This is a genomic window from Enterovibrio gelatinilyticus (assembly GCF_028683095.1).
Lineage (GTDB): Bacteria > Pseudomonadota > Gammaproteobacteria > Enterobacterales > Vibrionaceae > Enterovibrio > Enterovibrio gelatinilyticus.
Genome location: NZ_JAJUBC010000038.1, coordinates 17,267 through 31,517, shown reverse-complemented (window position 1 = coordinate 31,517; position 14,251 = coordinate 17,267). Strand labels below are relative to the sequence as shown.

At 47.9% G+C, this 14,251-nt stretch carries 9 protein-coding genes; 6 read left to right on the top strand and 3 right to left on the bottom strand.

The window, feature by feature from the left end:
- Positions 1–78: 78 nt before the first annotated feature.
- Complete coding sequence (locus LRP50_RS22850; RefSeq protein ID WP_274166728.1) at positions 79–1,353, top strand: peptidoglycan DD-metalloendopeptidase family protein; 1,275 nt, start codon at positions 79–81, stop codon at positions 1,351–1,353.
- A gap of 120 nt (positions 1,354–1,473) precedes the next feature.
- Here LRP50_RS22850 and rdgC read toward each other — a convergent pair whose 3' ends face one another.
- Positions 1,474–2,388 carry a recombination-associated protein RdgC gene (gene rdgC / locus LRP50_RS22845; protein WP_274166740.1) on the bottom strand — a complete coding sequence of 305 codons (915 nt, stop codon included), beginning with the start codon at positions 2,386–2,388 and terminating at the stop codon, positions 1,474–1,476.
- Positions 2,389–2,511: 123 nt separating this feature from the next.
- Here rdgC and sbcD point away from each other — a divergent pair, with 123 nt between their 5' ends.
- From sbcD to LRP50_RS22820, 5 genes are all read left to right on the top strand, one after another.
- Positions 2,512–3,747 (top strand): exonuclease subunit SbcD, encoded by a 1,236-nt coding sequence (gene sbcD, locus LRP50_RS22840; protein ID WP_274166727.1) that lies wholly within the window; start codon positions 2,512–2,514, stop codon positions 3,745–3,747.
- Positions 3,744–7,424: an AAA family ATPase gene (locus tag LRP50_RS22835; protein WP_274166726.1), complete on the top strand. Its 3,681-nt coding sequence runs from the start codon at positions 3,744–3,746 to the stop codon at positions 7,422–7,424. Before sbcD ends, LRP50_RS22835 begins: the two co-directional genes overlap by 4 nt.
- 153 nt (positions 7,425–7,577) lie before the next feature.
- Positions 7,578–8,267 carry a phosphate regulon transcriptional regulator PhoB gene (gene phoB / locus LRP50_RS22830; RefSeq protein WP_016960564.1) on the top strand — a complete coding sequence of 230 codons (690 nt, stop codon included), beginning with the start codon at positions 7,578–7,580 and terminating at the stop codon, positions 8,265–8,267.
- Between the two features lie 62 nt (positions 8,268–8,329).
- On the top strand, positions 8,330–9,625 hold the full coding sequence (gene phoR, locus LRP50_RS22825; protein ID WP_274166725.1) for a phosphate regulon sensor histidine kinase PhoR: 1,296 nt from the start codon (positions 8,330–8,332) through the stop codon (positions 9,623–9,625).
- On the top strand, positions 9,619–10,566 hold the full coding sequence (locus LRP50_RS22820) for a PstS family phosphate ABC transporter substrate-binding protein (RefSeq protein WP_274166724.1): 948 nt from the start codon (positions 9,619–9,621) through the stop codon (positions 10,564–10,566). Before phoR ends, LRP50_RS22820 begins: the two co-directional genes overlap by 7 nt.
- A 79-nt stretch (positions 10,567–10,645) precedes the next feature.
- On the opposite strand, the gene ppx is transcribed toward LRP50_RS22820, so the two are convergent.
- Together ppx and ppk1 are read right to left on the bottom strand one after the other, a co-directional pair.
- Positions 10,646–12,157 (bottom strand): exopolyphosphatase, encoded by a 1,512-nt coding sequence (ppx, locus tag LRP50_RS22815; protein WP_274166723.1) that lies wholly within the window; start codon positions 12,155–12,157, stop codon positions 10,646–10,648.
- Complete coding sequence (ppk1, locus tag LRP50_RS22810; RefSeq protein ID WP_274166722.1) at positions 12,150–14,249, bottom strand: polyphosphate kinase 1; 2,100 nt, start codon at positions 14,247–14,249, stop codon at positions 12,150–12,152. Before ppk1 ends, ppx begins: the two co-directional genes overlap by 8 nt.
- Between the last annotated feature and the right edge of the window lie 2 nt (positions 14,250–14,251).

The following is a 14,251-nucleotide window of genomic DNA, read 5'->3' as shown; positions in this document are numbered from 1 at the left end:
ATGTAACGAATTGTACGGTGCTTGATTATACTGAGGCCTGTAGCTTTCGTTGATTGAGCAACATTGAGAAGTGGATTGATGTACGAAAAGAAAACCAAGACGTTTAGTAAGCTGTCTAAAACGATGCTTGGCTTGATGGGGCTATCCCTCATCACAATGGCAGTTTCCGTATCGGTGAACATGAAAAACGACCCGATCAGAATTATCCCATTGAATCTTACGGACTCAGTGATGCCAACTCAGCCAGTGGTCGAGCTAGAGGCTGAAAGTTCGATTGATCTCCCTGCCTATGAATACACCATTCAATCTGGAGATAGCCTCAGCGAAATCTTCATGAAGCTGGGCATTCCTTATAGCGATTTACTTCAGTTGATGGAAGCAGACCTCAACCACCTGCGTATTGATACCTTACAACCGGGTGACATTCTTCGCTTTTGGATTGATGGGGCAGTAAAGCATCTAGAGAAGCTGGAACTAGAATTTAACATTGCTGAAAAAGTACAGTATCAGCGCTTGGGCGATGAAGGCTATGAGTTGGTTGAAGTCAACATTCCCGGCAAATGGAATCAAACCGTCACTACGGGGGATATTGAAGGGAGCTTTTCTGTATCAGCCCGTCGTGCAGGACTTAGCTACAACGACGTAGCGGCGATAACGACACTCCTGAAAGATAAGATTAACTTCTCGCGTGATCTAAGAGCGGGTGACAAATTTGAAGTCGTGCGTGCTGAGCAGTTTGTTGAAGGTCAGCCAAGTGGCAATCGAGAGATTCAAGCCATTCGTATTGAACGAAGAGGCGCACCAATAACAGCTTACCTGCATAGTGACGGTAACTATTACGATAAAAGCGGCGATAGCTTACAAAGTGCTTTCCAGCGTTATCCAACGGTGAGCAAGAAACGTATCAGCTCCGGTTTCAACCCTAAACGAAAACACCCTGTAACAGGGCGCGTTTCGCCACATAACGGCACTGACTTTGCTGTGCCGACAGGAACGCCAGTTGTATCGACAGGGGATGGTGTAGTTGTGATGGTACGAAACCACCCGTATGCGGGTAAGTACATCGTTGTGGACCACGGCAACCAATTCCGCACCCGATACTTGCACAACAGCAAAATTTTGGTGCGAAAAGGTCAGCGTGTCACTCGCGGTCAGCGTATTGCATTGTCCGGGCGTAGTGGGCGAGTCACTGGACCGCATATTCACTATGAATTGCTGATACGTGGCCGAGCGGTGAATCCAATGACAGCCAAAATTCCAATGGCGACGTCAGTGTCTCGTCAAGAGATGACCGATTTCAAAAAATCCGTTGCCGTGTTCGACAAGATGATGCTGGCGCAGCAATTCAAATAATTCGTTCGCGGATATTGTTATTGTCACCAAGAAATTAGGCGTTCCAACAGTCCAACAGACATAAAAAGGGGCATCATTATGATGCCCCTTTTTATCGTGTCCATGAAGCATTGCGCTGTGTTAGTCAGCAGATTTCTCTACGCCATCCAACTCTTCATAGAGGTTTGGCAAGAAAGCGCCGAGTTCACCGCACATCAGAGAAAGATCAGCATCCAGGCGCTGAGCTATATCTTCACGGTCGATATCTGCGTTTTGGTCGCGCAGCTCTTCAGAGAACTTAATGCGCTTGATAGACATGTCGTCGCAAAGCATCAGATCGATGCGATCTTGCCAATTCAGTGCCAGCTTGGTTACCAACTTTTCCGCTTCGATGTGCGCAAGGATTTCGTCACTCGACAAATCTTGTTGCTTACAGCGGATCACGCCACCTTGCTCCAAAATCGCTTTCAGCTCAGCTTCATCACCAATGGTGAAACCTTTGGGCGCAGCATTCGAGCGAACCCATTCTGTCATTGCCAGCTCAACAGGCTTGTTGGTTTCAACAGGAACAACAGGAAGGCTGCCCAATGACTTACGCAGCAACGCCAGAATATCTTCCGCTTTTTTAGCGCTACCTGCATCGACAATCACAAAGCCAAGCTTTGGCATGATCAACGCGTAGGTTTGGCTCAAGCGGCTAAAGGCTCGCGGTAGCAAATCCATCACGATGTCATCTTTGATGCTGTCTTTTTCTTTCTTCTTCAGCGGGCGACCTTGTTCTGTTTCCATCGCTTCGACACGTGCATTTAGTGAGTCTTTGATGACAGAAGCAGGAAGCATTTTTTCTTCTTTACGCGCACAGATCAGCAGGTTGCCGTCGCTGACGTGAGTCATCATGTCGCCATGTTTACCTAACGCCGTCGTCCAGCCGAATTTTTGCATGTCTTGGCTGCCGCAAGGCGTGAAGCGAAACTCAGACAATTGCTTCTCAATGTGGTCTGGGTCGAGGTCGATGTCTCGAGTAAGGCGGTAGGCAAAAATATTTTTGAACCAAATCATGACGAGGCTTTATCCATCCGGTAATGACAAAGGCCACATGGTATTGCATTCATCGCAGAATGTCGCTCCAAATGGAGTACAATTTGGCGCAGATCTAAAACAGCGAGCACACAAACGGCAATGAAAATACTTCACACTTCTGACTGGCATTTAGGGCAAAACTTCTTCACGAAAAGTCGTCGAAGCGAGCACCAAGCCTTCCTCGATTGGTTACTTGACCAGATCGATGATCACCAAATCGATGCGGTTATTGTTGCGGGAGATGTGTTTGATACGGGCGCACCGCCAAGTTATGCCCGAGAGCTGTATAACCAATTTGTGGTATCGATTAGTCAACGTCACTGCTCACTGATTGTCTTAGGCGGAAACCATGATTCGGTCTCCACACTAAAAGAATCGAAATCCTTATTGGCCTGCCTTCATACACAAGTGGTGGCCAATACCAGCGACGATCTTCAAGACCAATTACTGACGTTGAAAAACAAAGCAGGCGATGTCGGCGCGATAGTCTGTGCCGTGCCGTTTGTGCGCCCTCGTGATGTCATGACCAGCCGCGCTGGCGAGTCGGGCACTGAAAAACGCCAAGCGTTAGGTGATGCTATCAAGGGCCATTATCACGCGCTTTATCAAGCGGCGGTCGCGCTTCGCGATGAACACCAATGGCAAGTTCCCATTATTACTACCGGGCATTTAACCGCATTGGGTGTGAGCCCGTCTAAATCGGTGCGTGACATCTATATCGGATCGCTCGATGGCTTTGCCGCGGATGGTTTCCCCCCAGCCGACTATATAGCATTGGGGCACATTCATCGGCCTCAAATTGTCGCCAAGTCAGAGCATATTCGTTACAGCGGATCGCCAATCCCTCTTAGCTTTGATGAACTCAAATTTAGCAAGCAAGTCGTGCTGGTGGAATTCGATGGTGAACAGCGTATTGGTATTGAGCCAATCAGTGTTCCGAGCTTTCAGCCTATGGCTGTCCTAAAAGGGTCACTGGAAGAGATAGAGGTACAGCTTTCTGAGTTAAAAGATCATGATGATCCAAAACCTATTTGGTTGCACATAGAAGTCGCGGTGCAAGACTATTTGTCTGACCTGCAGCAACGCATTCAGCTTCTTACCGAAGGCCTAAATGTGGAAGTGCTTCAGCTACAACGTGCTCGCACACAAAAATCGCAAGCGCTGACCCAAGAGGCAAAAGAAACCTTGGCTGAATTAACCCCGCAAGATGTTTTCCAAAAACGCCTCGACTTAGAAGTGTTTGACGGAGAGGTAGAGGAAGCACGCAAAGCACGCATTCAAACTCAATTCGCGCAAATCGTCGCGGAAGTTGAGCATGTGGAGGCCAGCGAATGAAAATCCTCAGCTTACGTTTTAAAAACCTGAACTCCCTGAAAGGCGAATGGAAAATTGATTTCACCCAAACGCCATTCGTAGACAATGGTTTGTTTGCCATTACGGGCGCGACCGGTGCAGGTAAAACCACCTTGTTGGACGCTATTTGCTTGGCGCTTTATCACCAAACACCGCGATTGGGGCTGATCTCTACCTCAAGTAACGAAATCATGACTCGCGGTACGGCTGAGTGTGCCGCGGAAGTGGAATTCGAAGTAAAAGGCCACCCGTATCGCGCGTTTTGGAGCATGCGACGTTCTCGCGGCAAGGTTGACGGTAACTTGCAGCAGGCCGATGTTGAGTTGGTCGATGCGAAAACCGACAAGGTGCTGGCAACACAAGTGAAGCAAAAAAATGAGCTGGTGGAAGACATCACAGGTCTCGATTTTTCGCGATTCACGAAATCCATGATGTTGTCGCAAGGCGACTTTGCGGCTTTCTTAAATGCCAAAGAAAACGAACGTGCGGAGTTATTGGAAGAACTCACGGGCACGGAGATCTACGGTCGAATCTCAGAGAAAGTGCACGAGCATTTTGCGGCAGCGAAGCTTTTACTTAGCCAAAAGGAAGCGGAAGCCAAAGGTGTTCAACTGCTGAGTACAGAAGAAGTCGAGGCAGTCGAAAAGGCCTTGGCCGATGTGGATGCTAACCACAAAACCCAGCAAGGACGACAAGTCGAGCTGGCGGCTCATCTTGTGTGGTGGAAAGAGCACCACAAGAGCCAGCAAGAAATGACTCAAGCTGAACAGCAGCAATATCTTGCCCAATCAAATTGGGATGCTGCACTGCCGCGCATTGAAAAACTAGAAAACAGTGAACCTGCTGAAAAGCTGCGTATGCCTTACGAATTATGGCAAACAGCGATGCAGAAAAGTGCATCAAGTGCCGAAGTATTTGCGGCGAAACAGCAAATGTTGTTAACCAGCACAGTCCAAAACGAGACTGCAGAAAAAGCCTTTTCTCAGGCGCAAGAAACGTTGACGCAAACAAAAGCGCAGCACCAAGCGCTTGATGCGCTGATCACCGAAAAAGTCATGCCTCTTGATACCGAGATAAAGCACAGCACCCAGCGTCATCAAGACGTCTCTGCGCAGAGCCTAGCACTACAAACCAAGTGTGCTGATCAAACCTCGGTTCGTGATGAAAAAGCGCGAGCTTTAGAGGAACAAAACCAAGCGCTGGGAGTGGTAACTGCTTACCTTAGCGAGCATCAATCGGCGGGAATGCTCAAGCAGCACCTTGGACAATGGGCGCAAATGGGTCAGCAGATCCAACAAGAACAATCCGCCATGGGGTCGCTTGCTGAGCAAGAAAAAACACTTAACGAATCACTGAATACTGATAAGGCTCGAGCAGAGAAAGATCAGCAGGCGCAGCGTGCCGCAGTTGCAGCTAGTGATTCGGCAAAACGCCACTGGGAAGCCTTGCAGCATGCCTTTGTAGAAGCGACAGCAAAGGGTGATGTGGAAGCCATCGATAAGCAGCGTGAGCAGCTCAACACGCAACTTTCAACGCACTTCCAGTTGAGTCAGTGGCAACAGCAGTGGATTGATATCGATAAAGACAATGTCGAGAAACGAACGCTACGTGAACAGCAAACCGTGTTGGCGACAACCCTAGAGCAAGAGCTGGTGGCACTTCGTGGTCAATTCAAGGACAAAAAGCAGCTTATTGACGCGCTTGGCAAACTTGTCAGCCAAGAAGAGCACCTTGCTCAGTACCGCGCAGCACTTCAGCCCGACGAAGCATGCCCGCTGTGTGGTTCGACCGAACATCCCGCTTTGACTGGTGCGGTGCTGAATGTGTCTGAAACCGTTCAACAGAAAAATAATGCAGAAACAGCATTGGGTCAGTTGGAGGTTACTGGCAAAGAAACCGGCGTGAAGCTGGAGACATGCAAGCGTTACATCACTGAACTTGAGCAGCAATTGGCGCGCGCACAATCACAGCAAGTAGCTTTAGAACACCAATGGGCCGAAACCTGTGCCGCATTGGGTATTGCATTGACGATACAGCAACAAGACACGTTTGTAGCGTTCAATGAAGAGCAAAAACAAGCCAGAGATACATTGACCCAAACACTGGCTCAGCTAAAAGACCAAGACAAGCACCTTCAACTGGCGAAGCAACAATGGACTGACGCAGAACGCGTTCAATCGGGTGTTGAGCAAGCTCTGTCTTTGCTGACGTTAACCATAAAAAATAATGAGCAGCAGCTACACCGCTTGCAAGAAGACAAGCGCCTTCGCCTAGATAAACTGGATACCTTACAAGCTGCCTTGAACACCCAAATTGTGGATAGCGGTTACACCGCGCCTGATGCCGACGCGCTATTAATGTGGCTTGAGGAAAGAAAGCAAGATGCGGAGCTGTGGGAGCAAAACGCGCAGCGTAAAGACGCACTTGGAAAAGCGGTGGCTTTGTTGGAATCTGAACTCGCGGGCATCTCTCGTGAGTTAATCGCATTGGACGAACAGCGGTTAGCCATGCAAGCGGACAGCGAAAAACTGCTCGGTGTATTGAATGTAGCGAAAGCACAGCGAGACGCGCTATTCGGCGACAAAGTGGCGGAACAAGAACGACAAAATAGTGCAGTGAAATTGGCGAACGCAGAGCAAGCCCTGACGTTATCTCAGCAGCAAGCGCAACAATGCCAAGGTGATTTGCGCGCGATACAAGCGGAAGTGAGTAGCTTAGAACAAGCGCTCAATAGCCAGAAAGAAGACACAGCAAACAAAGAAACAACGTGGAATGAACGCTTGGTTGCTTCACCTTTTGCATCACTGGATGCCTTTCAATCAGCCTTATTGCCTGAAGATGAAAAGCAGCAATTGTTGGCAGAAAAACGCCAGCTAGAACATGCGTTAGAAGGGGCGAAAGTCTTGCTTCAAAAAGCGCAAAATCATGTGGAAGAGGTATTGGCTCATGAAAACGCAGAGCGATTGCAGCAAACACCACTCGACGAAGTAGAAACTGCGCTTCAGGCGCAAACTGACGTACTTAACCAATTGGCAAAACGCAGTGGTGAGCTAAGTAATGAATTGTCATCTGACAAGCAACGTCGAGAGAATCAACAAGCCTTGTTTGGTGAGATTGAACGTCTTCGCGCAGACTACGATGATATTCAGTATTTGCACTCGCTGATTGGCTCACAAAAGGGCGATAAATTCCGTAAGTTTGCCCAAGGCTTAACGTTGGATAACCTGGTATATCTCGCGAACAAACAGTTGGAGCGTATTCATGGTCGATACCAACTTAATCGCAAGCAGGGCGAAGGGTTAGAACTCAGTGTGCTCGATACGTGGCAGGGCGATATTGAGCGTGATACGAAGACCTTGTCTGGCGGTGAAAGCTTCTTGGTCAGCTTGGCGCTAGCATTGGCACTTTCTGATCTCGTGAGCCACAAAACCAGCATTGATTCTCTGTTCCTTGATGAAGGGTTTGGCACGCTAGATAGCGAAACCTTGGATATTGCATTGGATGCGCTTGATAGCTTAAACGCCTCTGGCAAGATGATCGGGGTGATCAGTCATATTGAAGCGATGAAAGAGCGGATCCCGACACAACTGCGTGTCTCGAAGAAGACAGGATTGGGAATTAGTGAGTTAGAAAGTGACTATCGTGTCACGACAGCGTAATCTGCTTTAGACCGTATGTTTCGTGGCCTGTAGGGATTAATCGACAAAGTTCAACGTTGTCTGGACACGCATTCATGGTTGCGGGTCACAAAAATGTCATATTAAAATCACATAATGGCGCCCATAAATCATAAGTTAACTGGGTATGGAATAATGGTAAGACGGATTCTTGTTGTCGAAGACGAAGCACCAATTCGTGAGATGCTGTGCTTTGTACTAGAACAAAAAGGCTATCAGGCCGTAGAAGCAGAAGACTATGACAGTGCTCTGGAGAAAATCTGCGAGCCTTACCCTGAATTGATCCTGATGGATTGGATGCTGCCGGGTGGATCGGGGATTAACCTGATCAAACATCTCAAGCGAGATGAACTGACTCGTCAAATTCCCGTTGTGATGCTAACGGCTCGCGGCGAAGAAGAAGACAAAGTTCGCGGGTTGGAAGTGGGCGCGGATGATTACATCACCAAGCCATTCTCACCAAAAGAGTTGATGGCACGTTTAAAAGCAGTAATGCGCCGTGTTTCGCCAACGTCTTTGGATGACGTAATCGACGTTCAAGGTCTGAAATTAGACCCTGTTTCGCATCGCGTGACGGCGAATGAAAAACCGCTGGATATGGGTCCAACCGAATTTAAGATGTTGCACTTTTTTATGACCCACCAAGAGCGTGTTTATAGCCGAGAGCAACTTCTGAATAACGTTTGGGGTACCAACGTCTATGTAGAAGATCGCACGGTAGACGTACATATTCGTCGCTTGAGAAAGGCCTTAGAAGAAGACGGTCACGATAAACTGGTGCAAACCGTTCGTGGTGCGGGTTATCGCTTCTCAACACGTGCATAGAAAGACATATTACTAGTCATGTTGCTGTCCGATGGCCACTGGATGGCGTGATGGAGACATAGATGGTCGAAAGACTCACATGGAAAAAGCTGGCTCTAGAGCTGGCTTTTTTTTATTTACCTTGGTTCGTGATTGGCTGGTTCTTTGGCGGCTTGTCTTGGTTGTTGCTGATCGCCACCGTGCTGGTCTTGTTGTGGAACTTTTACCACCAACTGAAGCTTTCTGACTGGTTATGGAAAGAGCGTAGCCTCACGCCGCCATCAGGCTCAGGCAGTTGGACACCACTTTTCAATGGCATCTATCGCCTCCAAAAGCGTAACCGTCGTCGTCGTAAAGAATTGGCCAACTTGATTCGCCGATTCCGAAACGGTGCTGAATCCTTGCCCGATGCCGTTGTCGTGTTTGAGCACGATGGTTCGATTGTATGGTGTAACAAGCTGGCACAGGATCTGCTCGGTTTTCGCATGCCAGATGATGCGGGGCAGTATATTGGTAACCTGATCCGCACCCCTGAATTCATTGAGTACCTGAGTCGCGCAGAGTTGGGTGAAGCTTTTGAAATGCGCTCGCCACTGCATGTGTCCAAAACTCTCGAATTTCGTACCATGCCTTATGCCGAAGGTGAATACTTGATGGTGGCGCGTGACATTACACAGCTCAAGCAACTTGAAGGCATGCGTCGAAACTTCTTTGCCAACGTTTCCCACGAACTGCGTACGCCAATGACGGTATTGCGTGGCTACTTGGAAATGTCAGAAGACCCAGAGATGTTGCAAGGCCCAATGTGGGACAAAGCACATGGCGTTATGACAGAGCAGTTAACGCGCATGGAAGGGCTGGTGGAGCAATTGCTGACGTTGTCGAAAATCGAAGCAAGCGCAAAAATTGCCCTCGATCAGACTGTGAATGTCCCCGCGATGTTGGATGTTTTGCAAAAAGAAGCGCAAACACTGAGTGGTGAACATGCGCATGAGTTGGAGTTTGATGTTGACCACTCGCTGAGCGTGCTTGGTGATGATGACCAACTTCGCAGTGCGATTTCCAATTTGGTTTATAACGCGGTCAAACACACACCAGCCAACGCAAAAATTTCGGTTCGTTGGTATCGAACGCCACAAGGCCCACGTCTGGAAGTCAAAGACAGCGGTGAGGGCATCGCACCTCAACACATCGATCGGTTAACAGAGCGTTTTTACCGCGTCGATAAAGCCCGTTCACGAGAAACCGGCGGGAGTGGTTTAGGGCTAGCCATTGTAAAACACGCGCTGAACCATCATGAATCTGAACTGGAAATAAGCAGCAAGGTCGGAAAGGGGAGCGTGTTTTCGTTTACCTTGCCGGAGCGTTTAGCATGCTAAAATACGCTCTCGTTTTTATCGCGTTTTTATCTTGGTGCAGCACGGCTAACGCTGATGACCATCTTCCGGTTTATCATCGAGCGGATAATATCTCAGGTAATCTTTCGACTGTGGGTTCGGACACGCTGGCGAATTTGGTCACTCAGTGGGGGGCTTTGTTTAAAAAGTACTACCCCAGTGTCAACGTTCAAATCCAAACGTCAGGCTCATCGACGGCCGTTCCGGCGTTGATTGAAGCAACGGCACAATTTGGCACCATGAGCCGTCAAATGCGTCCACGAGAAGTCGCATTATTTGAGCGAAAATACGGCTATCCGCCAACGGCGATTAAAGTGGCGATTGATGCGATGGCTATTTTTGTTCATCAGGATAACCCGCTAACTACTCTTGATTTGACACAAGTCGATGCACTGTTTTCTGAAACCTTGCGTTGCGGCTCAACGGAGCGTTTTGAAAAATGGGGGCAACTGGGGCTTGGCGGTAGCTGGGACAAGCGCAATATTCAGCTCTTTGGGCGTAACTCAGTGTCTGGGACCTACGGTTTCTTTAAAGATAAAGCCTTGTGTGATGGTGATTTCCGCGCCGATGTGAACGAACAACCTGGCTCTGCATCGGTGGTGCAGTCAGTGAGTACCTCGCTAAATGCTATTGGTTATGCAGGCGTTGGGTATCGCACGGCGGGGTCGAAAATGCTTCCATTAGAAGTTGATGGAGAGCAGGTGTTCGCCACTGTTGATAACGTCACATCGGGCGAGTACCCGCTGTCGCGCTATTTATATGTGTATGTGAACAAGGTACCGGACAAGCCATTAGCACCGCTAGAGTCGGAATTTGTTGAGCTGATCCTATCTCGTCAGGGGCAGGCGCTAGCAGCCGGTGAAGGCTTTGTGCCATTGCCAGCAAGTGTGATCGAAGAGCAGCGCAAAGTGTTAGGGTTATAGGTTGTAAGTCTGATATTAAACAATGAATCAATAACAACAAAGCCGATAGGGTCGACCTTATCGGCTTTGTTGTTATTTGCTAGGAGGCTTCGATGGCTAGCGTCCATCCAGCGGATTGCCAGTAGATTTGCTCGGTGGCAAGGTCTGCGGCAAGCAAACGATTCTGGTTAAGCCAATTTTCAGGGAAGTGTAATGTCCAGTGGTCGTCATTGGCGATGAGTTTTACATCGGGTAACTCGTCTCCTGAACGTTGAACATTGAGCACGCAAGCAAGTCGCAACGCGCGTACCAGTGGGAAAATATGCTTGAGTTTAAACAAGGTGAACTCAGGCATCTCTCCCAGTTTTAGAGCTTTGCGATGAAAGCGAGTGAGCGTCGCTAATACGGTTTGTTGCTCTTGGTTAAATCCTGGCAAATTGGTGTTTTGTAAGATGTAAGCAGAGTGCTTGTGAAAGCCTGAATGCGAAATACTGAGCCCCACTTCATGCAGCAATGCAGCCCAGCTCAACAAAATAGCCAGTTCTGCTTTTTTGCTATTTAGCTGAGGTTCCGCCTGCAAATAGAACTTCTCTGCGGCTTGCTGCACATTGTCTGCATGTGTTTGGTCGATGTGATAACGTTCGGCGAGATCGGCCGCCGTTCGGCTTCGGATGTCACTGTGTTGGAATCTGTCTTCCATTTCATAAAGTAGCCCTTCTCTCAACGCACCGTCTGAGAACACCATTTTCTGAATGTTCAATGCATGGAATACACCGGAGAGAATGGCGAGGCCTGAAGCAAAAACGGGTTGCCTGTCTGGAGAGAGGCCAGGAAGAGATAGTTCTTCGCAGGATTTAAACGTGAGGACTTGGTCAATCAAGTTGTCGAGACGTTTTCGGGTGATAATGCCATCTTCATGACCGCTGGCAATTAAAACTTCCCGTATCGATTTTATCGTTCCCGATGAGCCCACGGCTTCGTCCCAGCCACGCTTAATATACTGTCTAGCGATGCTTTCTAGTTTCAACTCAGCGGCGAGTTGTGCGGATGCAAAGCGTTTGATTGAGAGTTGTCCATCTTTGAAAAATTGTTCGTTAAAACTGACGCAGCCCATACGCTTGCTGTTAACCAATGAGGGGGTAAACCCTTTGCCGATAACGAGTTCGGTACTGCCTCCGCCGATATCAACCACCAACTTTTGACCTTCTCCCGGCTGAGTATGACTGACGCCTAGATAAATTAGCCGAGCTTCTTCAACACCAGGAATGATTTCGATCGGATAAGGAAAGACGTGCTGTGCGCGCTGGAGAAAAATGTGGCTGTTCTTGGCTTCACGCAATGTAAATGTTGCCGCGATGCGCACGTTTTCTTGGTTGAACCCTTGTAAGCGTTCGGCGAACATTTTTAGGCATTCAATGCCGCGGTTAATAGCGGCATTATCAATGTTAAGTTGCTCATCAAAGCCAGCGGCAAGCCGAACGCGTTGCTTGTGTCGGCTAATAATTTGCAACCCTTGCCCGACAACACGAGCAACGACCATATGAAAACTGTTTGAGCCGAGATCAATCGCGGCAATTTCGCGTGGTTTTTCTGTATTGGTGGTTTCACTCATTCTTCTGCTTGTCCGCTAACCGTCGTCTTTCTGTTCTCTCTATTTGTTTAAGGTAATCATAAATTTCAACCTGTGATCGTATTTTTTTGCGATTTCCGCGTTTTACATAAGCATTGGACATGTCTTTATCCAAAACACGGGCTTTGGCGCGGTCGGAAAACTGAATTTCTAAGATTTCCATAATGCGGTCTTTTAAGCGCTGATCTTTTATCGGGGTTGCCACTTCTATTCGGTTATCGATATTGCGCGTCATCCAGTCGGCAGAAGATATGAAGACGTCACGATCGCCGCCATTTTCAAACGCGAAAACGCGCGGGTGTTCGAGAAAGCGGTCAACGATACTGATTGCTTTGATGTTTTGGCTAAGTCCTTTTACCCCAGGGATGAGGGAGCACATGCCACGTATAATCATTCGTATTTTGACACCTTCGTTGCTGGCTTTGTACAGCATGTCGACAAGCCCTGTATCAACCAAATTGTTAACCTTTAGGGTGATGCCCGCTTTTCGTTTTGCTTTGGCGTGCTCTATTTCACGCTCAATAAGGCGATACAGACGGTTTCTTGAGTTGCGCGGCGACACTATTAGATGATTGAACTTGACTGGCTTGTAAGGGTTTTCGATGAAGTTGAAAACCTTTCTCACTTCAGTCGTGAGTGATTTATCTGCGGTGAACAAGGAGAAATCAGTATAAATTCTGGCGGTTTTTTCGTGAAAATTGCCCGTGCCAATATGGGCATATTCGCGCAAGCCATCGTCTTCTCGACGTGAGATGAGACAGAGTTTGGAGTGTATTTTTAATCCTGGCGTGCCAAAGACAACTTTGACACCAGCATCGGTTAAAACTCGCGCCCATTCGATGTTGGCTTCTTCATCAAATCGCGCTTGCAGTTCAACGACAACAGTAACCCGTTTGCCATTATTGGCAGCATCGATCATTGAGTTGATGATCCGACTGTTTTTGGCGACACGATAAACATTAATGCGGATGCTTCGAACTTTGGGATCGTAGGATGCCTGACGAACCAACTCGGTCATATGTCTGAAGGTGTGATAAGGGTAGTGCAGCAATATATCGCGCTGGCGAATAGCATCAAACGCATTGGATGTTTGCCTGAAATCGGCGGACTCTATCGGCGGTAGTGGTGGGTTTTCTAAGTAACGCATCCCCACGTTTGGAAAGCCGATAAAGTCTTTGAAGTTGTGGTAGCGGGCGCCGGGTAATACGCTGTCATAGTCCGAGATACGCAGCATCTTGATGATGCGTTTAACCATAGCTTTGGGCATGTCTCTTTGGTAGACAAAACGTACGGGCAATGCCGTCAAGCGTTGGTCCAAACTGTCGGACATGTTTTCTAACAGGCTGTGATCAACTTCGTTAGTCAGGTCATACTCAGCATCCCTTGTCATTTTCATGGCAAAGGCTTCAATGCTGTCGTAATCGAAGAAACCATCAAAAATTTCGTCAAGACAAAGACGAATGATGTTATCGAGCAAGATGATTGTCTTGCGACGGCGCCGACCTTTTGGCTCTGGCACTTTAATAAAGCGCTCGATTTCATCAGTGGGAATTTCGATCAATGCGTAACGTGTCGCTTGTCCTTCTTTTTTGAGTTCGACAACGAGGTAGGAATAAGCGTCCTTAAGGAATGACAGCAAATCCATGTCATCAGTCAGTATGATTGGGGTGATATGGGGAAGAAGATTGCTGACAAAGTGCCTTTTCAACCAATTTTTTTGGTATTCCGTCAACTGTAATTCGTTGACTAGGAATATATGGCGACGTGCCATTTCCAGTAAAATATCGTTGTAGAGGTGGTCAAAATCTTGATTGAGCTTGAGTACTTTGTCTTGAATTTTACTAAGTAGTTCTTTAGCTGTTCCGTCAATTCCTTGCTCTTCATTGATCAAGATTCGACGTTTAACATCTGCAAATCGGACTTGGTAAAACTCATCTAAATTGCTTGAGAAAATACCCAGAAAGCGCACTCTTTCAATGATGGGAACACTCTTGTCTGCTGCTTCTTGCAGCACCCTTTCATTAAAGGATAACCAGCTGAGTTCTTTGTCTATATAGCAATTATTGGCGCTCATTC